This is a genomic window from Streptomyces sp. ALB3, assembly GCF_044385685.1.
Taxonomy (GTDB): Bacteria; Actinomycetota; Actinomycetes; order Streptomycetales; family Streptomycetaceae; genus Streptomyces.
Genome location: NZ_JBISCE010000029.1, coordinates 12,344 through 30,968 on the forward strand (window position 1 = coordinate 12,344; position 18,625 = coordinate 30,968).

Below are 18,625 nucleotides of genomic sequence, written 5' to 3' on the forward strand. Positions count from 1 at the left end.
CGAGCAGCCGCACCTGGAGTTTGATGGGCTCATGACATACACGTGCACCGGCATACTCCTCGCGACTCGGCGTTCCGGTGGCGCGGCCCACAGGGTCTGCCGCGCGGGTGATACACCTCCACTTGTTCGCAATATCGAACAAGGGTCGAGGTGTCGAGCAAACTGAATGATAGAGACCGCGCGAACAGCGTCAATACTTCTCGCATGATTCGCGGGAGATGCCGAAACATTCAGCAGACTCGCCGAATGCAAAGCGCAGGTCAGCCCGCCAACGGGGGGTCGACTGCAAAGGTCGGGCCTTCACACGGCCGACCGCACCGAAGGTCCCCGTGCGGCCCCGCACCGTCACCGGTGGATGATTTCCGAGCGACATCCGAACTTTCGCGCCTGTGCGGCCCCCGACGCGCCGGAGGGCGCCGCACAGGCGCCTCCGGTCCTCCCGCCCGGGATCACTTCCACCCGGGGCTCAGCTGATGTCCCCGCCGTGCCGGGGCTTCGGGGCACCTGGTGGTACGAAGCAGGCCGTGACGGTCTTGCCCGACGCCTGCGGATGCGTGGCCCAGCCGTCCGCCAGCGCGTCGACGATGGCGAGTCCGCGCCCCCCGGTCGTCGTGAGGTCCTCGGGCCGTTTGGCGGGGGGCAGGGGGTCGGCGTCATGGACACTCACGTGCAGGCAGTGGCTGTCCCAGGTGAGGACCAGTTGGGCGTCGCTGTGTGCGTGCACGTGCGCGTTGGTGATCAGCTCGGAGACAGTGAGCAGTATCGCGTCCACCGTCTCGGGCGCGTCCTTCGTCCACTCAAGGGACACCAGGTGTTCCCGTGTCCACCGGCGGCCGGCCCGCACCCCCTGTGACACCGGGAACGACTGCGCCCAGCCCATCGCGCGCAGCGACGTGTCCTTCGTCATCGGCCCTCCCTCACTCGACTCTCCTCACCCGCTTACCCTCGCTTTCGCGGCACACCCCGGCAATCCCGGCACACGGCCCGCCCGGCGTCCCGAAGCCGTGGTGGAAACGAGGTCTGTCCGGGGGATGTCCGGGCACACGCACCTCACCCCTTCGAGAGGAGCACCTCATGCTCGGCATAGCAGCGGCCGTCCTGTTCGTCATCGCTTTCCTGATCAACGCGGCGGACATCGCCACCAACGATGTCTTCTCCTCCGTGAACCTCATGCTTCTCGGCCTGACACTTCTGGCCCTGCACGTCGCGGGAATCGGTGCAGGCCGCCCCTCCCGCAGACGCTGAGACCCCGGCGGCCGGCCCGGCGCGGTGAGCGCTCAGCGGGTCCGTCGCCCGTACCGGGCGGAACGGCCCTGACCCGGATCGATCCGGGTCAGGGCCGTTCCGCCTTCCCGTCCTCGGAGGCGACGGTCTCCTCAAGATCCGTACACGCCGGGTGCGGTGCGGTGACCGCAGCCGGCCGGCTGCGCGGAGCGCACCGGCGGCGCTTGTCGGGCAGCAGTCGGGTGATGCCCTGACCGTCGCAGTGCTCCAGCAGGGGCACGGTGACGCGTCGGCTGGTGTCCAGGGCGCGGCTCGCCGCTCCCACGGTGAACGGCTGGCCGAGTCCGCTCAGGCGGTCGGCTGCCAGTCGGGGGGCGTCCGGCAGCAGCACCACGTGCTCGGCGAGCCGCAGTACCGTCCCGTGGCGGACCGCCGTGGCGAGCTCGCGGCGGCCGAAGCCGAGTTCGGCGAGCCGCTGGGCGTGGGGGGCGGCGAAGGGCCGCCCGTCGAGTTCGGCGGTGAGCCGGCGCACCGCGTCCGCCACCGGTGCCGGCTGTGCCGCGGGCCCGCTGGTCACGCGCCCGCGGCGCACACACAGGGGCGGCCTGACCAGTGCTTCCACGAGGGAAACGGCCGGCAGCCCCAGACGACGCCGGGCGGCCTCCACCGGTATGCCGTCCTCGGTGGGCTGTTCGGTGAGGTACGCCGCCACCAGTTCGGCCAGCCGGGCGCGCAGGGTGACCCAGTGGGCGGGGTCGGCAAGCCAGTCGCCCACGACCGGTGCGGTCCGGACGGCTATCCCCATGGCGGTCAACTCACCGCGCGTGACCAGCAGTCGGCGCCGCAGCTCGGACGCCTCGTCGGGACCGCCGCGGGCGTCGCCCAGCTCGGCGGCCCGCCGGGCCGCCGAGCCGCGGCGCCGCAGTTCCGGTGGCTGGGGGTCGAGCACCGTCAGACCGGCGAGCACCCGGCGCAGGCCGGGATCGCGCAGCACCGCGCGGTCGCCGATGCGCAGCGGCAGGGGTGCCGGGAAGGTGAGCCGGATGATCTCCGGGCCGAGCGGCCGTACGCGTACGGGCACGGCCGCCGAGCCGATGTGGGCGACAGCGGTGCGGGGCAGCTCCCCGGCGGGTGTCCCTCCGTGTACGCGCACGTCGCAGGTCAGGCAGGGGAGGAAGCTGCCGGGGGTGAGCAGGGCGTCACCACGGCCCGTCAACTCTTTGTCGAGGCCCCGCAGGTTGACGGCGACCCTGGCGGTGGCCCGTACGAGGGCGGTCTCCTCGCCGAGGGTGTGGAGGGCCCTGACGCGCACGGGGCTCCCGGAGCGGGAGGCCACGAGGGTGTCCCCCCTGCGGATCCGCCCCGCCCCGAGGGTGCCGGTGACCACCAGCCCGCTGCCGCGCACCGTGAAGGACCGGTCGATCCACAGCCGGACCGGGGAGTCCGCGTTCCCGTCCGGCAGCCGGGCGGCCAGCCGGTCGAGAGCGGTGCGCAGATCGGCGAGGCCGGCACCGGTGCGGGCACTGACGGCCACGGCCTCGACGCTGCCGAGGGTGCTGGACCGTATCCGTTCCCGTGCCCGCGCCGTGGCGGGACCGGGGTCGGCCATGTCGCAGCGGGTGATGACGAGCAGTCCGTGCCGTACGCCGAGGGCGTCCACGGCAGCGAGGTGTTCGGCGGACTGGGGCTTCCATCCCTCGTCGGCCGCGACGACGAACAGCACTGCGGGTACGGGTCCCACGCCGGCCAGCATGGTGGGCACGAACCGCTCGTGTCCGGGTACGTCGACGAAGGCCAGCCGTTCACCTGACGGCAGATCCGTCCACGCGAAACCGAGGTCGATGGTCAGGCCCCGGCGCCGCTCCTCCGCCAGCCGGTCGGGATGGGTGCCGGTCAGTGCGTGGATCAGCGTGCTCTTGCCGTGGTCGACGTGCCCGGCCGTCGCGATGACCCGCATGGTCACCGTCCCGCCGCGCGCAGCACAGCGGCGAGGATGTCACTGTCGCACGCCTCGGGTACGCAGCGGAGGTCGAGCAGCAGCCTGCCGCGCGACACCCGCCCGAGTACGGCGGGTTCGCCGGTGCGCAGCGGCAGGGCCAGGCCGGCGGGGAGGCTGAGCGCACAGGACGGCAGAACGATTCCGGGCGCGCCGCCCCCTCCGACCACCGACTCGTGGGGCACCCTGCGCGCGTCCAGACCTCGGCGCGCGAGGACCTCGGCCATGCGCAGCGTGCGGAGGCGCAGTCGCGGCAGCGGAAGGTGCACCGCTGTGTGCACGGGCGGCTCAGGACCGCGCAGGGTCGCCTCCAGTGCGGCCAGGGTGAACTTGTCCACGCGCAGGGCGCGGGCCATCGGATGGCGGCGCATCCGTTCCACGACGTCGGCCCGGCCGAGGACCAGCCCCGCCTGCGGCCCGCCGAGCAGCTTGTCCCCGCTGGCGGTGACCAGGGTGGCCCCGGCGCGCAAGGCCGTGGCCGCGTCGGGCTCGTCCGGCAGTACCGGGTCGGGAGCGAGGAGGCCGGAGCCGATGTCGACGACGACGGGCAGGCCCAGGGACGCCAGTTCCCCGGCTTCCACGCCTCCGGTGAACCCGCTCACCGTGAAGTTCGACGGGTGGACCTTGAGGATGAAGCCGGTGTCCTGGCCTGCGGCGTCCGCGTAGTCGCCGAGCCGGGTCCGGTTGGTGGTGCCGACCTCGCGTATCCGGGCGCCGCAGGAGGCCAGCAGTTCGGGTATCCGGAAGCCGTCGCCTATCTCCACGAACTCGCCCCGGCTGAGCAGGATGTCGCGCCCCGGGGCGAGTGTCACCGCCGCCAGCGCCAGGGCGGCGGCTCCGTTGTTGACCACGTGCACGTCCTCGGCGGCCGGCACCGCTTCCCGCAGGGCCGCCATGGCGCTGCGGCCGCGCTGTGCCCGTCTGCCGGTGCTCAGGTCCAGTTCGACGTCCGTGTAGCCGCTTGCCGTCGCCATCGCCTCCTGTGCGGACCGCGACAGCGGGGCCCGTCCCAGGTTGGTGTGCAGGACGACGCCGGTGGCGTTGTGCACGGGGACGGGCCCGGGCTTGTGCGCGGGGAGCGCGGCGAGAGCGGCGTCGACCGCGTCGTCCGGGGCGGTCCGTCCGTCGCGTACGAGCTGCTGGGCGGTGACGACCGCGGCCTTGACGAGGGGTCTGCCCAGCCGTGCGGACGCCTCGCGCAGCCGGGGGTCACCGAGGAGCACCGTGGTGCTCGGCACCGTCCTCCGGATGTCCGCCGGGGGCTCCTCCGTCTCGTCCGCCACCCGCGCCACCCCGATCGAAGTCAGCGGAGGCGGACGGGAATCGAACCCGCCTGGCCCGGTTGCCGGACCACACCGATTTTGAAGATCGGGAGGGGCACCAGCCCGCCCAACGCCTCCGGAGCAAGATTGTGGTCCCCGCACACTGCTGGGGCAAGAGGTGAAATGATCGGCGTATGACGACTGTTGGGCCCGCCGCCGGCCCGGCCGCCCCCGTGCGGCTGACCCGGTACGCGCGCGGCGGCGGCTGTGCCTGCAAGATCCCTCCGGGGGAACTGGAGGCGATGGTCGCGGGTCTGCTGCCGCCGATGAGCACCGGACAGGGACCGGGTGGTGACGAGGACCGGCTGCTGGTCGGGCTCGACGACGGCGACGACGCCGCGGTGGTGCTCACCGGTGACGGCACCGCACTGGTGTCGACGGCGGACTTCTTCACGCCCGTCGTCGACGACGCCCGTGACTGGGGACGGATCGCCGCGGCCAACGCGCTGTCCGACGTCTACGCGATGGGCGGCCGGCCCGTCGTCGGGCTGAACCTGCTGGGCTGGCCCCGTGACGTACTGCCCGCTGAGCTGGCCCGGGAGGTCCTGGCGGGTGCGCTCGACGTGGCGCGTACCGCAGGCTGTTTCGTCGGCGGTGGGCACAGCATCGACAGCCCGGAACCGCTCTACGGCATGTCAGTGACCGGCCTGGTGGATCCGAAGCGGCTGCTGCGCAACGACGCCGGCCGGCCGGGCGTGCCGCTGACCCTGACCAAACCGCTGGGCGTCGGGATACTCAACAACCGCCACAAGAGGACCGGCGAGGTGTTCGCTCACGCCGTCGCCGGCATGGTGGCGCTCAATGACAGGGCTTCTGCGGCCGCCCTGGAGGCCGGCGCCGTGTGCGCCACCGACGTGACCGGATTCGGGCTGCTCGGCCATCTGCACAAGCTGGCCAGGGCCAGCGGCGTCACCGCTGTGGTGGACGCCGCCGCCGTCCCCGTGCTCGACGGCGCTGCCGAGTCCCTGCGGGCCGGGTACGTCAGCGGGGGCACCCTGCGCAATCTCGAATGGGTCCGTCCGCACCTCGACGCGGGACGGGCGGGTGAGGACCGGCTGAGTCTGCTGGCCGACGCGCAGACGTCCGGCGGGCTGCTGGTCGCCGGGGAGCTGCCCGGACATCCGGTCATCGGGGAACTGGTCCCCGCGGTGGCCGGCACCACACTGGTGATCCGCTGAGCTCCGGGGAAGGCCGCGGGTCCACGGGCGGGGCCCGGGGCCCGCGGCCGGTTCGCTACCGGTAGCGGATGTGGAGGTGGTTGTCGTGGTTCGGGTAGCTCGTGGTCAGCCCCTCCGAGATCAGCTGCGGATCGTTGAGGAAGACCGGCTGGACGTGGCCGGGCGCCTTCGCGCGGATCTCCTGCACGAGTCTGCGGGTGGCAGCGCGGTCGTACGTGCTCGACTGCCAGGTGATCCGCCCCGCGGTGCACTGGGCGGAGTCCGTGCGGGCGGGCCACACGTCGATGTCCGTCCCGGCTTCGTGACTGCCGTGGCCGGGGATGTCACCGCCGTGCTCGAAGCCCGCGTCGCCGACCGGAGAAGCCCCGCCAACGCGGTGAACAGGGTGATGACACGTGCGAGTCGTCCCACGGCCACCGCCTCTCTTTCCGGTTTGTCCGTCCGCTCACTTCCCGGCCTGGAGGGCGCCCCAGGTCGCGGGGCCGACGATGCCGTCGGCGCCCAGTCCACGCGAGGACTGGTAGTCGCGTGCGGCCTGGGCGGTACCCGGACCGAAGACGCCGTCGATGGAGACCGTCCGGCCGAGTGCGGCGGTCAGGGCGCGCTGCAGCCGGGTGACGGCCTCCCCCGTGGAGCCGCTCTGGACGGTCGGGGCAGGTCCCCGGGACAGCAGGGCCGTCCAGGTCTTCGCGCCGACTGCGCCGTCCGCCGTGAGTCCTCTGCCGGCCTGGAAGTTCCGGGCGGCTGCGGTCGTGTCGGGCCCGAAGATCCCGTCGGGGGTGCCCGGGTCGAATCCGGCGGCCTTCAGCAGGCACTGGGCGGCCTTGACCCGGTCTCCGGTCGAGCCGCTCCGGACGGTGGTGTACGCGGTGAAGTCGAGGGCCGCACCGGTGCAGGTGGGAGTGGGTGTGGAGCCGTTGCCGACGTCCAGGTAGTCGCGGTCGATGTTGATCGAGTAGCCGCCGTAGGACTCGGTGACCTCGCCCGCGTACTGGTGGATCCGCTGGTGACCGGACCAGTAGGAGGACGGTACGTAGGAGCCGGTGCCGGTGTCGGCGGCGCCGTTCCACCACGCGTAGAAGAGGTGGTCGACCCGCGTGTAGGCGCTGTTGCCGTACTCGCTCGCGGCGTCCTTGATACCGGAAGCGGCACTGGAGTAGAAACCCGACAGGTAGCCGCTGCTGTGCAGCCGTTCGGTCCAGCCGGACAGGTAGGACAGCACGGCCGCCTTGCAGGAGGCCGTGGAGGTGTAGGCCTCGATGTCGCTGTAGAGGGCGCTGCCCGCCGGGATGCCGAGACCGGACGCGGCGGCGAGGGCACCGGCCGCGGCGGTGACGCCCTGGGACCTGGCGGTGGCCGGATCGGCGGACATCCTCAGCGAGTAGCTGGTGCACGGTGCCTGACGGCCGACGTCGATGGGGAACAGGCGCCATCCGTTGGCGGTCTGGCTGGACACCCAGCTCGCCGTCAGGTTCGGCTGGGCGCAGCCGCGGAAGGAACCGCTGATGTAGACGCCGACCGCGCTGTACGGCGAGCTCGCCTGCCAGGCGTTCATGGCGGCCTGCGAGGGCGCGGTGCAGGCGTCGAAGCCCTTGCCCAGGTAGGTGCCGGGTTGCGGCCCGGCCGCTGCCAGGGGGGTGGTGTCCCCCCGCCGTGGGGCGGCGGGCAGCTCGGTGCGCTCGGCGCCCTCGGTGAGCTCGGCGGAGGCGAGTACACCGCGTACGAGACCCTCCGTCCTTGGCGTGTGGGCGGCGGTCACGAGGACACCGGCGTCCTCGACCGCGATCTGGATGGTGTCGTCGCCGGACCCGGCGGACGGGGCGACGGCCGTGCCGCGCAGGGTCCGCGCGGTCGCCGCCGTCACCCGTCCGGCGGACCGGGCGGTGATGGGTTCCACGACGACGCCCGCCGAGCGGCCGACGACTTCGGCGGGGCAGTCGTTCTGCTCGCCCGGCTCGCCCAGGTAGACGGCGGGTCTGTCGAACCGGAGGCAGGCGCGGGGGTTCTCGGCCAGATCGACCACCTCCCAGTCGGCGGGCACCTCGATGCGGTAGCCGTGGTAGGTGACGCCCCGCAAGTTCTCGGGTGGGGTGTCCGCCAGGGCTGGGCCGGGGACGGCGAACGCGCCGATTCCGGCGAGCACCGCGAGCACGGCTGTTCCGGCGCGGGCGCGCCAGGGGATCCAGGACGACATCGGTTCACTCCTGATCGAAACGGGGGGAGAGTGCGGGCGAACGGCGCGGCAGGTCTGCTCCGGTCCGGCCGCGAGTGGCGCCTGCCCGACGCCTGAGCCGGATCGGCCGCGCACCCCGGGACGGCGGGCCCGTCCCGGGGTGCCGGTGGCCGGCCCGAAAGAGGCGGGTCGGTGCGGGGCGTGGAGGTCGGCCGGTCAGACGCCGCGGGGGGACTCGGACCAGGAGCGGTTGGTGCGTCCGTCCACGTGGGTGTGGTCGTCGCGGCCGGGACAGCCGGTGCCGGAGATGCCTCCGACGCCGTGCGGGCGAGCGCCCTGGGCCGGCGCGCAGGGCGGCAGGCCACCGACCGGATCGGCGGCGTCACCGTAGAGGGCGCGGCCCCAGGTGCGGCGGCACCCGTCGGGTTGAGCCGGGCCGGTGGTGGGCGGCACTCCGCCGGCTCCGACTGGCATGATCATGACAAACACGGGAGCGAGTCGGCTCGTACGCCTCGACATGGCGCCTCCGTCGTGAGTGCCTTCCGTTTCCCCGCTAGAGGGCTGAGGCGAGTCTGCCCCCCTCGCCGCAGTGTGTCCACACCGTCACCATTCGCCACAGGACCAGACCTCCGGCACAACTCGTTTACTTACAAGGGGAGTTGCAGCCCCCGCCGGGGTCCGGGGTGTGCCGGCGGGTCCGGGGTGCGCCGGCGGGTCCGGGGTGCGCCGGCCGGGACTCTACTGCGGAACCCCTGAGGCGGCAGCGGCGATCAGGACGGAGCACACCACGGTCATGCCGCTCAGCCGCCCCGCGAGTCGGCCGTCCCAGCGCTCCCCGTCTCCGGAGAGCCTGCGCAGAGCCGGGGTGAGTGCCCGGCCCGCCCCGAAGCCCAGCCCGGCGGCCAGGGCGGGCGCGTAGGAGCCCCCGGACAGGAGTACCGCGACCACCAGGGCGTACGGCGCGCTCGCGGAGACGTAGGTGCGCACGCCCGTACCGAGCTCGAAGCCGAACTGCAGCGCGCCGCGCGCCAGGTGACGGCGCAGCACGTCCTGCGGGATCTGCCGGGCGTTCTGCGGCAGCCGCAGCGGCATCCGGCCCGCGTCGCGCAGGGCGGCGAGCAACGCCACGGTCACGACCAGCCCTTGCCGCACACCGGCCGGGAGCGGTGTGAAGAGACCGGAGAGCAGCCACAGCACCCCGGCCGTCACCACCCCGCCGGCCAGCAGACCGCAGGTGAACACGCCGAGGACCAGCGCCTGTCTGTACGTTGCCCGCCAACCTGGCGAGGCCAGCGCGAACGCGCTGTTACGCGTTCAGACGGAGCCCGAGAGCGAGTAGCCGGCCAGACCTCCGGTGATCGCCCAGGTCAGTACGGGGGCATGGAGGACGGCGGCGATCAGCGCGATCCCCAGGGCCGCCACGGGCAGAACGGGATCGGTGAGCAGCGCCCGCGCGACGGCGCGGGCGCCGCCCGGCCGGTCCGCAGGACGGACGGACTCCCCCATCTAGACCGTCCCGGTCAGTGTGAGCCACGTGTTCGGGCCGGCCACGCCGTCGGCGGTCAGGCCGTGCAGGGACTGGAACGCGAGGACGGCCTGCCGGGTGAGCGAACCGAAGTTGCCGTCGACGGTCAGTGCGGATCCGTGCTTGGTGAGCTGGCGCTGCGCTCCCCGTACGGCGTCGTTGATGTCTCCCTGGCGCACGGTGACCACCAGGACCGGCCAGGTGGCCGCGCTGACGCTGCCCGTGGGGCTGAGGCCCTTGGCCGACTGGAACGCCTCGACCTGCGCCTCGGTGTCCGGCCCGAAGATGCCGTCGGCCTCCGTAGGACGGCCGTGGTGGGTGAGCAGATGCTGGACGGCGTGGACGTCGGGCCCGGTGGCGCCGCGGCCGACGGCCGGCCAGCTGACGGAGCCGGGGCAGTCGCAGTCGGTGGTCCGGCGGCAGATGGACTTCACCCAGCCGGAGCCGGTGTTGCGGTACCCGTCATGGCAGCGCCGCTCGATCCCGCAGCCACAGGTGCCGCAGGCGGCGCTGTAGCGCCACAGCCAGCCGTCGTAGGTACCGGCGTAGCACTGGTTGGGCCGCAGGGTCCAGGTGACTCCGTCCGTCCGGTGGAAGCCGGTGTTCGTCCCCGATGTCACGCACGCGTCGGCGTAGACGGTGCTGGGCCCGCAGCCCGGTGAGCAGTTGTGGCCCTCGGCGTAGCTCGGGCACGCGCCGGTCCAGATGTCGTATCCGTCGGCGTACGCCTCCCGGGCCGCGGAGAAGACTCCGAGCGCGGCGAAGCCCACGGCGGTCGCCGCCTGCAGCACGGTGCGCCTGGACGGCGCGAAGGGCGGCCGGGCGCCGCGCCCGGCCCGGGAACGGCGGCCACCGGTTCCGGCGCGGCGCAGTGTGGGCACGTCGTCCAGTGAGATCACGGCCGGCTCCTCGGCGTCGAGGGTGCGATGTCGTCGAGCAACCGCAGCAGCGCGGTCGGTGAACCGAGCGGCTCGGAACGCACGACCCGGCGTTCCGGGTCGATGGCCACCGCGTAGGGGGTGGCGGGTATGTCGTAGGCCGTGAACAGCTCCGGGCGGTGGTCCCTGACCGGGACGGCGCCCTCGTCGGCCCGCGGACCGGCGCCCGCGTAGAGCCCGAGCACCTGCGGGGTGCCCGCCTCCTCCTGGCGTACGGTCCAGGCGCCTGCCTCGGCGAGCACCTGGCCGCAGGTGCGGCAGTCCGCGTCGAGGAAGAGCAGCAGCGCGGCGCGGCCCGGTGCCAGGAGGCCGTCGAGCCCCGCCGGACCGGGCAGGGCCGCGTCGAGGCCGGGAGCCTGCGCGCCGGGGGCGATACCCACCCGCCCAGGGCGGTGCGGTTGCGTCCGTGAGAGCTGGTGAACCTGCCTGATCAGCCCCGATACGACCAGCGCGAGCAGCGCGATCGCCGCCCACGAGGCAATCAGGGCGCTGGTGGTGAAGTCCATCGCGTCGGCACTCCTTCGGCGGTCCGGTGCACGGTGGTCCGTGGCTGCTGCGGAGCAGAGGACCTGGTCGGCGGATGGGCGGGCGATGCGGACGGCTCGTGCATGGCGGCGGGCAGGACCCACAGCAGCGCGGTGCAGGTGGACGCTGCGAGCGTCAGCGTGATCAGCTCCGTCGTGGAGAGCCGCGCGGGGCCGGCTCCGACGACGGCGGCACCGGTCATGGCGAGTACGGCGAGGGTCACGGCCCGCCGGGTCACCCAGTGGCTCAGGGGCACATCCTGGCCGGAACAGCCGCACGGCCCCCCGCGGCCGAGACCGAGGACGTGCCGCGTGTAGCCGGCGTAGAGGCCGAACAGGGCTGCCGCGAGGCCGAGTACGGCCTGCAGCCATCGCTGGTGACCCGTCAGGAGCGCGATCGCGCCGGTCGCTCCCAGGGCACCCTCCGCCACCGGCAGTACGACGGCCGCCAGTCGGCGTATCCGGGGGCCCAGCACGCCGTGCTCCCACAGCGCTTCACCCAGGGCAGCCGGGCCGGCGGCATGGGAGCCCGCACCCACAAGGAGGGTCAGGATGACGACGGAGGCGGTCAGCCCTCCGTAGAACCCGGTCACCGGCGGTTCACCCGGTGTGCCGCATCGTGAGCCGCCCCACGAGTTCGGGCACTCGGTCGACCGGCGTCGACGCGAGTGGCACCAGCGTGGCCCAGATCTCGGCGGAGGAGAGGACGAAGAACGGACTGCCGTCGGAGAGCGTGTCGCGGAACAGCTCTCCCGAGGCGACCGCCACCCCCTTCCAGGGCGGGAGCTGGGCGGTGTGTTCCCTCGTGCGCCGGGACAGCTCCAGCAGCCCGAGGCCGGGCAGCTCCTTGATCACCGTCGCGGGACGAGCGAAGCTGCTTCCGGCCGAGGGGTCCGGCTGGAGGGTGAGCCCGTGCTCGCTCTCCGCGATACGCACCGACCGGAGAAGCCCGAGCACCGCGGTCACACCCAGGCCGTACAACCGGGTCACGAGTGAGTGGCGCTCTCCACGCCACACGACGAGCGACGGCCGCTCCACGAGTCCCGAGCGCGGCTCGCGTTCGACCGACTGGAAGACGCGCAACGTGCCCTTCCGGAAGGTGAGCTCGGACTCGGGTGATCCGATACCCAGGGACGCGGCGACATCGTCCCCGAGAGAGGCCGGCCCGGAGGTGAATTCGACCAGCCTTCCGCCGGCCACCACCTCGACGGCCGACGTGCACGGCGCATGGAGGTCGAGGCCGCCCTCGAGGTGGTACGTCCCGCCGTCGAGTGCGCGGTGGGTCACGAACGATGCGGCCATGTGCATCCTCCCGTGGTCGGGGGTCAGGTGTGACACCGCGACCGCTGAGGAAACTAGACAACAGTCATGCCCCTGTCAATCATTCGGGCGACTCCTCAGGCAGGATCGCGGGATCGAGGCGTCCCCCGCCGTTCGCGCCTACCCGCGATCACCCGGCGCGCATGATCGGAGCGCGCGCCAGGCCGTGTCCCGCCCGGCCCCCTGACGGAGGCTTCGCCTCCGCTCCGGCCGTTCGGCATTCGGAGGCCTTCCCGGTCGCTCGAATCGATGTTTCCCCGCCACGCAGATACGGTGATTACGGATCAAATGGTGCATATCAACGTCTCGGCACCTGGTTTCCGGAAAGCGGAAAACCATCGTCCCCATGGTGCGAACCCAGGAGGAATGATGACCCACCCTGAGCACGACGCGAACGAACACGAGGGACCCGCGGACGGCGGAGCCGCGGGCACCCCCGGCGTCCACGACGGCGGAGCCGACGGCGGAGCGGACAGCGGAGCCGAAGGACCCGCCGACGGCGGAGCAGCAGGCACCCCCGGCGTCCACGACGGCGGAGCGGACGGCGGAGCGGACGGCGGAGCGGACAGCGGAGCCGACGGCGGAGCCGAAGGACCCGCCGACGGCGGAGCTGCGGGCACCCCCGGCGTCCACGACGGCGGAGCCGACGGCGGAGCGGATGACGCCGGCAGCCGCTCTTGAGCATGTCCCGGACCCGGATCCAGGAGTCCGGCTCATGTCAGGGCGCCGGGCTCCTGGAATCCCGCCTGACCAGGCTCAGCCGGGAGGACTTCGCTCGTGACGTCTGGGCACGGACAGCCTCACTGACGCGAGAGGCCAGCGATTTCTCCGACGTCTTCTCCGCGTCCGCCGTGGACGAGCTGATCTCGCGCCGCGGGCTGCGTACGCCTTTCCTCCGCGTCGCCAAGGACGGCTCCACACTTCCCTCGTCGTCCTTCACCGCACCCGCCGGGGTCGGAGCAACCGTCGCCGACCAGCTCGACGACACCGCCCTGTGGCGTGCCTTCTCGGATGGGGCGACGCTCGTCCTGCAGGCGCTGCACCGCACCTGGGAGCCTGTGGCGGGCCTGGTCTCCGGACTGAGTGCGGAGCTGGGGCACCCCGTGCAGGCGAACGCCTACGTCACCCCGCCGCAGAACCGCGGTTTCGACGCCCACTACGACGTGCACGACGTCTTCGTCCTCCAGATCGAGGGGTCGAAGCGATGGGTCGTCCACGAGCCCGTACTGCCGGATCCACTGCGCGATCAGCCATGGACCGATCACCGTTCGGCGGTGGCCGACCAGGCCGCGCACAGCACGCCCCACATGGACACGGTGCTCCGTCCGGGCGATGTGCTCTATCTGCCGCGCGGCTGGTTGCACTCCGCTCAGGCTCAGGGGCGCGTCTCCATCCACCTGACTCTCGGGGTACACACCTGGACCCGCTACGCGCTGGCCGAGCAGCTGACCCGGGCAGCCCTCGCGGCGCTGGGCGACGACGCTTCGATGCGCCGCGCCCTTCCCCTGGGGATCGACGGCCCGGACGGCCCGGACGGCGTGATGGGCCTGGTCCGCAAGCGACTGCTGGCCGCGGTCGCCGAGGCCGACCCTGCTCCGCTGTTCCATCGCGCCCGCAGGTCGCAGGGCCGCCCGGCACCTCTGGGGCCGTTGTCCCAGCTCAACGCGTTGGACGGTCTCGGCCCGATGTCACCGGTGCGGTTGCGGAAGGCGCTGGAGCCACGACTGGAGGGGGCCCGGTTGTCCACCCGCGTGGGTTACCTCGACTTCCCGGCGACCGACGTCGTTGCCGTGGCCCGGCTGCTCGACGGCCGTGTCCGCACCGCCGGGGACCTCGGCCTCGCACTCGCCGGACGGCTGCTGCGAGCGGGCGTGCTGGTGCCCGCGGACCGGTGAGTCCGCCCGGTGCCGGCGGTCCGGTGACTCCGCCGGAACGGTTCTTCTGCGCGGACGCCGCCCGGGCGCGCGACGACGCGTTCGCCGGCACAGCCCCGTACGGCTCGGTCTGGGTGCTCATCGAGTACCGGAGCAGCTGGCCCGCGAACGGTTTCGACGGCGTCGCCCTCGATCCGGAGACCAAGGCTCTCGTGTTCTCCGCAGCCCGGGCGAGCCGGGCCCGGGTGCTCCTGATCAGGCGGCACGGACGCCGCCGCCCGGAGGGGAGCGGCCGGTGGGCGGTACTGCGCCACGACGGCTCCGGAGTACTGCGTCAGCAGTGGGGCGTCTGGCACCGCGACCAGGATCTGGTCCGGATCGTTGCCGCCCTGGACTCCCCGGGGGAACCGGGCCGCTCCCCCGTCGTCCTGGTGTGCGCCCACGGTATGCACGATGCCTGCTGCGCGGTGCGCGGGCGGCCGGTGGGAGCGGCCCTCAGTGCGCGCTGGCCCGACCGGGTGTGGGAGTGCACGCACGTGGGCGGTGACAGGTTCGCCGCCAATGTCGTCGTCGTACCCGATGGCGTCTACTACGGCAATCTGGACGCCCGATCGGCCGTCGCCGTGGTCGAGGAGCACCTTGCCGACCGCATCCGTGCGGACCACTTGCGGGGCTACACCACCCTCCATCCACCGCAGCAGGCAGCGGTGGCCGCGGTGATCGGGCGCTACGGTCCGGCAGGCAGGCACGACTACACGGCCACGGCGACGGTCCTCGGCAAGGACGGCTGGCACGTCCGCGTCAGCAGCCGGGGGCCACACGTGAGGGAGTACGACGTCGAGGTATGGGGCCGGCGCACTCCCCCGCACCGGCTGACCTGCCGCGGACCGGCGAACAGTTCAGCCCCCGTCTATGAGGTGACGTCGATCCGCGACCGCTGAGCGCGCCTTTCCGGCTGCGTCCGGCATCCGGTGCGCCGGCGGGCTGCCCGGGTGCGGCAGCTCATCGGGCGGCAGCGGACAATGAGCCGTCCAGGGAGGCTCCGGCAGTCGGACCGGAGCAGAATAGGGGCACGGGCGGCGGCTGCATGTCGGGGCCACGGGCGGACGGCCGGTACGAGGACCGTGCTGCGACCACCGCCCCGGCTCCGTGACGGGCTTGATCCGCCGGACAGAGCCTCAGGAGGGGGAAGCGTGACCGAGACCAGCAACACCCGATCCACAGCCGGTGAGGCGCAGGGGGCGCCACGGAGCCGGGTGCAGCGCCTGATGCGCTACATCCCTCTGGTCGCCCCCGTCTTGCTGTGGACCGTTCCGTGCTGGGTTCTCCTGCACACCGGTCAGCGCTGGCCGCTCCCCGTCGCACTGGCCGGCACCGCGCTGTTCGCCCTCGGCCTGATCGGCATGCCGCTCGCGATGGTGCGCGGCCACGGACGGCGCCAGCTGGACCGGGCGGCGATCGTCGGGGACACGCTGCTGGGCTGCGTCTGGGTCCTGTTCACCTGGTCCGTTCTGCTCGGCGTCCTCCTGCGGCCCGCCCTGGCCGTGGCCGGCGTCGGTGACGGCCAGGACCGGGCGCGCACCGTCACCTGGGCCGTCATCGGCGTGACCGTCGTGCTGCTCGTCTGGGGGTACGCCGAGGCCCGACGTGTCCCGCGCGTGCGCCGTCTCGACGTGCCGCTACCGCGCTTGGGGGCCGGGCTGGACGGGACCCGGGTCGTCCTGATCACCGACACCCACTACGGTCCGCTCGACCGCGCCCGCTGGTCGGCACGGGTCTGCGAGCGGGTGAACACCCTGGAGGCCGACCTGGTCTGCCACACCGGCGACATCGCGGACGGCACGGCAGGACGCCGTCGTGCCCAGGCGGCCCCACTGGGCACCGTGCAAGCGACTCGGGCCCGCGTCTACGTCACCGGTAACCACGAGTACTACAGCGAGGCCCAGGGCTGGGTCGACCTGATGGCGGAGCTGGGCTGGGAGCCTCTGCGCAACCGCCACCTGCTGCTCGAACGCGGTGGTGACACCCTCGTGGTCGCCGGAGTCGACGACGTCACCGCCGAGTCCTCCGGACTGGCGGGCCACCGCGCCCACCTCGCCGGAGCCCTTGACGGCGCCGACTCGGACCTCCCCGTCCTCCTCCTCGCCCATCAGCCCGCGTTCATCGACCGCGCGGCAGCCCACGGCATCGACCTCCAGCTCTCCGGCCACACCCACGGCGGCCAGATCTGGCCCTTCCACCACCTGGTCCGCCTCGACCAGCCGGCCCTCGCCGGGCTCAGCCACCACGGCACCCGCACCCTTCTCTACACGAGCCGCGGCACCGGCTTCTGGGGCCCGCCCTTCCGCGTCTTCGCGCCCAGCGAGATCACCCTGCTCGTGCTCCGCTCCCCGCAGCGGTCCACCTCACCCTGAGGCGGAGGGCAGACCGCACGTCCGCCCTGGGCCTGTCCGGACGCGTCCGCGCCCGCCGGAGTGGCCGCCCATGAAGTTGCCATTCCTCATGGCACGGCGTCGGCAACGGCGGACGACTTCTCGGTCGTGGATTCCGCAGTCGTGTTGACGGGTGCGTGTACCCGGGTCAGGGCTTACGTGACACCGGCCGCCAAGCGTGCGGTACCACTGGCCGGGGTCACACCGTGCCCGGGCCCTGGGTGCGCGGGGCCACGGCCGGGCAGGCTAGTTTACTCGGATGAGTCTCCTTGATGATGTGGCCGAGCGCGACGGCTGGCGATGCTGGGTGTGTGACGAAGCGGTCGACCCCGGCGAGTCGGTGAACGACCCGCGGGGGCCCAGCGTCGACAGCCGGACCGCCGACCGGAAGGCCAAGGTCGCGGAGCGCCTGGCGCACCGCGGATGCAACACCCGCAAGGGCGCGGTCAAGGTGGACATCGCCTGGCCGGACCGCCTGTACGTGGTCGAACCCGCACCGCTGATCACCGTCGCCGGGAGGCTGGAGCGCAAGGGGGGCCGCGAGATGGTGGGCCGTTGTCCGACCAGGCGGGACGCCCAAGAGGCGGCGGATTGGCTGGTGGACCGTTTCTCCCGACTGGTACCGGGACTGCCGGTGACCGCCGGCATCGAGCCGGGCGGCGGTCAGTTCCTCGTCATCCTGACCGCCGGCCGCCGCTGACCGCCATCGGCGCCGGACTCAGGTCGGGCCGGGCCTCGATCCGGCGGGCCCGCCCACCACCGTGAGCAGGTCCACGACGAAGATCAGCGTCGAGCCCGCCGGGATCAACGAAGACGGTGACTGCCTGCCGTAGCCGAGACGCGGGGGAACGATGATCTCGCGCCGGCCGCCGACCTTCATTCCCCTCACCCCGCGGTCCCAGCCCTTGATGACCTTGCCCCCGCCCACGGCGAACTTGAACGGCCGGTCCCGCTCCCAGGAGGAATCGAACTCCCTACCGGACGCGAACGTGACCCCTACGTAGTGAACCTGGACGACCCTGCCCGGCTGTGCCTCGGGTCCATCGCCGACCACGAGGTCCCGGATCGTCAGCTCCGTGGGCACAGGCCCCTCCGGAACCTCGATGCCGGGCTTCGTCAGTTCGCTCATCACGGTCCCCTCGCTCGCCACCGGAACCCCTGGCACGGGCCGACCGGACACATGGACCTTCCATGCGGCGGCAGGTGATCACGCTACGGCAACGCCCGTGTCCGAGGCGCGTCCCGAGGCCTGGAAGCGAAGACCCGTTCTGTCGTCGACGGACGCCCCGCGCCGACGAGATGCTGCCATGAGGCCACCTCGCCCGCACCTGCACTTCCCCGGCGATGCGGCGGCAGATCCGTCTGCTCCGATGCGACTACTCTGGCGGGAATTCACACGTGGACGAAGGACACACAGATGGCTCGCCCTTACCACCCCGGACCGAAACAGTTCACGTTCGTTGTCGGTGACGGCAACGACCAGGAGGTGTCCGTGGGTGACCCTCAGGAAGCCTACGTGGCGTTCTCCGCGTTCTTCCGGGGGCGTGATGCCGACACCTACACCATCGAAGACGTACCGGCGGGCCAAAGACTGGTGCTCATGCCCGGTCAAGGTGTGATCGCCCGGATCGCAGGGGCGGACCGACGCCGGTGCGAGTACCTCAAGGTCGACAGGGCCAATCGCTACCTGCCGAGCGCGATGCTGTTCTTCGAGAACGGGTACGCCGGCCTCGACCACTTCGGCCAGTGGTTCTCGGACCTCTCCGGCCTGGAGGCGTCACCGGAGACCCGCGGTGCCACCCGTGCCGCCACGATCACGACCGAAGCCGCGGCAATCCAGGAAGTCGCCCGGATCTGGGGTGATTCGGGCACCGTGGACCCGAGCAACCGGTGCTACGTCTTCTTCGACTCGCGTGGTCTCGCAGAGGACCGAGCCGAACGAGCCGAACTGCTCAGGTTGATCGAGTTCCTCGGCCTCGAGCGAGTCGACGCCCCGGCCGGGGCCGCCGACGGCGAAGTTCGGGTGGGCACCGACACGCGCCTCGACGTCGAATTCGAGCGGTGGTCGTGACAGATGACTCGTGAGAGGGCTACGACGCCGTCGTGACGCTCGCCGTGA

General features: G+C 72.5%; 21 protein-coding genes and 1 tRNA gene. 8 read left to right on the plus strand and 14 right to left on the minus strand.

Translation table 11 applies throughout. The features are described 5' to 3' along the window. Positions 1-466 precede the first annotated feature (466 nt). A complete protein-coding gene (locus ACHFIV_RS18455; protein WP_398969945.1) occupies positions 467-907 on the minus strand; it encodes an ATP-binding protein in 441 nt (146 codons plus the stop codon). 167 nt (positions 908-1,074) lie between these two features. Between ACHFIV_RS18455 and ACHFIV_RS18460 the strand changes: the two genes are divergently transcribed. Next, a complete protein-coding gene (locus ACHFIV_RS18460) occupies positions 1,075-1,245 on the plus strand; it encodes a hypothetical protein (protein WP_398969948.1) in 171 nt (56 codons plus the stop codon). Between the two features lie 88 nt (positions 1,246-1,333). Here ACHFIV_RS18460 and selB read toward each other — a convergent pair whose 3' ends face one another. The 3 genes from selB to ACHFIV_RS18475 form a co-directional block, all read right to left on the minus strand. Next, positions 1,334-3,181: a selenocysteine-specific translation elongation factor gene (gene selB, locus ACHFIV_RS18465; protein ID WP_398969950.1), complete on the minus strand. Its 1,848-nt coding sequence runs from the start codon at positions 3,179-3,181 to the stop codon at positions 1,334-1,336. A 2-nt stretch (positions 3,182-3,183) separates the two neighbouring features. Then, the gene (gene selA, locus ACHFIV_RS18470; protein WP_398969952.1) at positions 3,184-4,503 is read right to left on the minus strand and encodes an L-seryl-tRNA(Sec) selenium transferase; all 1,320 of its coding nucleotides are present in this window, start codon (positions 4,501-4,503) and stop codon (positions 3,184-3,186) included. A gap of 23 nt (positions 4,504-4,526) precedes the next feature. Further along, positions 4,527-4,620 (minus strand) — tRNA-Sec (locus ACHFIV_RS18475). Positions 4,621-4,676: 56 nt separating this feature from the next. Between ACHFIV_RS18475 and selD the strand changes: the two genes are divergently transcribed. Further along, on the plus strand, positions 4,677-5,720 hold the full coding sequence (gene selD, locus ACHFIV_RS18480) for a selenide, water dikinase SelD (protein WP_398969954.1): 1,044 nt from the start codon (positions 4,677-4,679) through the stop codon (positions 5,718-5,720). Between the two features lie 55 nt (positions 5,721-5,775). Here the strand turns inward: selD and ACHFIV_RS18485 are convergent, their stop codons facing one another. From ACHFIV_RS18485 to ACHFIV_RS18525, 9 genes are all read right to left on the minus strand, one after another. Further along, positions 5,776-6,000, minus strand: coding sequence for a hypothetical protein (locus ACHFIV_RS18485; protein WP_398969956.1), 225 nt, complete (start codon positions 5,998-6,000; stop codon positions 5,776-5,778). Between the two features lie 165 nt (positions 6,001-6,165). Then, positions 6,166-7,914: a glycoside hydrolase domain-containing protein gene (locus tag ACHFIV_RS18490; RefSeq protein WP_398969959.1), complete on the minus strand. Its 1,749-nt coding sequence runs from the start codon at positions 7,912-7,914 to the stop codon at positions 6,166-6,168. Positions 7,915-8,109: 195 nt separating this feature from the next. Next, complete coding sequence (locus ACHFIV_RS18495) at positions 8,110-8,373, minus strand: hypothetical protein (RefSeq protein WP_398969961.1); 264 nt, start codon at positions 8,371-8,373, stop codon at positions 8,110-8,112. Positions 8,374-8,631: 258 nt separating this feature from the next. Beyond that, positions 8,632-9,135: a hypothetical protein gene (locus ACHFIV_RS18500; protein WP_398969964.1), complete on the minus strand. Its 504-nt coding sequence runs from the start codon at positions 9,133-9,135 to the stop codon at positions 8,632-8,634. Between the two features lie 72 nt (positions 9,136-9,207). Further along, complete coding sequence (locus ACHFIV_RS18505) at positions 9,208-9,399, minus strand: hypothetical protein (protein WP_398969967.1); 192 nt, start codon at positions 9,397-9,399, stop codon at positions 9,208-9,210. Continuing rightward, positions 9,400-10,317, minus strand: coding sequence for a peptidoglycan-binding protein (locus ACHFIV_RS18510; RefSeq protein ID WP_398969970.1), 918 nt, complete (start codon positions 10,315-10,317; stop codon positions 9,400-9,402). Further along, a complete protein-coding gene (locus ACHFIV_RS18515) occupies positions 10,314-10,862 on the minus strand; it encodes a hypothetical protein (RefSeq protein WP_398969973.1) in 549 nt (182 codons plus the stop codon). The genes ACHFIV_RS18510 and ACHFIV_RS18515 overlap by 4 nt, the downstream gene beginning before the upstream one ends. Beyond that, entirely contained in the window at positions 10,838-11,473 is a 636-nt protein-coding gene (locus ACHFIV_RS18520) for a MauE/DoxX family redox-associated membrane protein (RefSeq protein ID WP_398969976.1), read from the minus strand. The genes ACHFIV_RS18515 and ACHFIV_RS18520 overlap by 25 nt, the downstream gene beginning before the upstream one ends. 7 nt (positions 11,474-11,480) lie before the next feature. Further along, complete coding sequence (locus ACHFIV_RS18525; protein ID WP_398969978.1) at positions 11,481-12,182, minus strand: hypothetical protein; 702 nt, start codon at positions 12,180-12,182, stop codon at positions 11,481-11,483. A 387-nt stretch (positions 12,183-12,569) separates the two neighbouring features. Here ACHFIV_RS18525 and ACHFIV_RS18530 point away from each other — a divergent pair, with 387 nt between their 5' ends. From ACHFIV_RS18530 to ACHFIV_RS18550, 5 genes are all read left to right on the plus strand, one after another. Further along, positions 12,570-12,881 carry a hypothetical protein gene (locus ACHFIV_RS18530; protein ID WP_398969980.1) on the plus strand — a complete coding sequence of 104 codons (312 nt, stop codon included), beginning with the start codon at positions 12,570-12,572 and terminating at the stop codon, positions 12,879-12,881. 2 nt (positions 12,882-12,883) lie between these two features. Beyond that, positions 12,884-14,095, plus strand: a complete 1,212-nt coding sequence (locus ACHFIV_RS18535) for a cupin domain-containing protein (protein ID WP_398969982.1) — start codon at positions 12,884-12,886, stop codon at positions 14,093-14,095. A 23-nt stretch (positions 14,096-14,118) separates the two neighbouring features. Next, positions 14,119-15,015: a sucrase ferredoxin gene (locus ACHFIV_RS18540; RefSeq protein WP_398969985.1), complete on the plus strand. Its 897-nt coding sequence runs from the start codon at positions 14,119-14,121 to the stop codon at positions 15,013-15,015. Between the two features lie 252 nt (positions 15,016-15,267). Further along, positions 15,268-16,488, plus strand: a complete 1,221-nt coding sequence (locus ACHFIV_RS18545; protein WP_398969987.1) for a metallophosphoesterase — start codon at positions 15,268-15,270, stop codon at positions 16,486-16,488. Between the two features lie 277 nt (positions 16,489-16,765). Further along, complete coding sequence (locus ACHFIV_RS18550; protein WP_398969990.1) at positions 16,766-17,206, plus strand: hypothetical protein; 441 nt, start codon at positions 16,766-16,768, stop codon at positions 17,204-17,206. A gap of 18 nt (positions 17,207-17,224) precedes the next feature. Here the strand turns inward: ACHFIV_RS18550 and ACHFIV_RS18555 are convergent, their stop codons facing one another. Beyond that, positions 17,225-17,635, minus strand: coding sequence for an FKBP-type peptidyl-prolyl cis-trans isomerase (locus ACHFIV_RS18555; protein WP_398969992.1), 411 nt, complete (start codon positions 17,633-17,635; stop codon positions 17,225-17,227). 288 nt (positions 17,636-17,923) lie between these two features. On the opposite strand from ACHFIV_RS18555, the gene ACHFIV_RS18560 reads away from it, so the two are divergent. Next, positions 17,924-18,577, plus strand: a complete 654-nt coding sequence (locus tag ACHFIV_RS18560) for a hypothetical protein (protein ID WP_398969995.1) — start codon at positions 17,924-17,926, stop codon at positions 18,575-18,577. The last annotated feature ends 48 nt before the right edge of the window (positions 18,578-18,625 follow it).

Coding starts and splice junctions, on each gene's coding strand:
- ACHFIV_RS18455 (WP_398969945.1), bottom strand. CDS start 907: ATGACGAAGGACACGTCGCTGCGCGCGATGGGCTGGGCGCAGTCGTTC.
- ACHFIV_RS18460 (WP_398969948.1), top strand. CDS start 1,075: ATGCTCGGCATAGCAGCGGCCGTCCTGTTCGTCATCGCTTTCCTGATC.
- selB (WP_398969950.1), bottom strand. CDS start 3,181: ATGCGGGTCATCGCGACGGCCGGGCACGTCGACCACGGCAAGAGCACG.
- selD (WP_398969954.1), top strand. CDS start 4,677: ATGACGACTGTTGGGCCCGCCGCCGGCCCGGCCGCCCCCGTGCGGCTG.
- ACHFIV_RS18490 (WP_398969959.1), bottom strand. CDS start 7,914: ATGTCGTCCTGGATCCCCTGGCGCGCCCGCGCCGGAACAGCCGTGCTC.
- ACHFIV_RS18495 (WP_398969961.1), bottom strand. CDS start 8,373: ATGATCATGCCAGTCGGAGCCGGCGGAGTGCCGCCCACCACCGGCCCG.
- ACHFIV_RS18505 (WP_398969967.1), bottom strand. CDS start 9,399: ATGGGGGAGTCCGTCCGTCCTGCGGACCGGCCGGGCGGCGCCCGCGCC.
- ACHFIV_RS18515 (WP_398969973.1), bottom strand. CDS start 10,862: ATGGACTTCACCACCAGCGCCCTGATTGCCTCGTGGGCGGCGATCGCG.
- ACHFIV_RS18525 (WP_398969978.1), bottom strand. CDS start 12,182: ATGGCCGCATCGTTCGTGACCCACCGCGCACTCGACGGCGGGACGTAC.
- ACHFIV_RS18530 (WP_398969980.1), top strand. CDS start 12,570: ATGACCCACCCTGAGCACGACGCGAACGAACACGAGGGACCCGCGGAC.
- ACHFIV_RS18535 (WP_398969982.1), top strand. CDS start 12,884: ATGTCCCGGACCCGGATCCAGGAGTCCGGCTCATGTCAGGGCGCCGGG.
- ACHFIV_RS18550 (WP_398969990.1), top strand. CDS start 16,766: ATGAGTCTCCTTGATGATGTGGCCGAGCGCGACGGCTGGCGATGCTGG.
- ACHFIV_RS18555 (WP_398969992.1), bottom strand. CDS start 17,635: ATGAGCGAACTGACGAAGCCCGGCATCGAGGTTCCGGAGGGGCCTGTG.
- ACHFIV_RS18560 (WP_398969995.1), top strand. CDS start 17,924: ATGGCTCGCCCTTACCACCCCGGACCGAAACAGTTCACGTTCGTTGTC.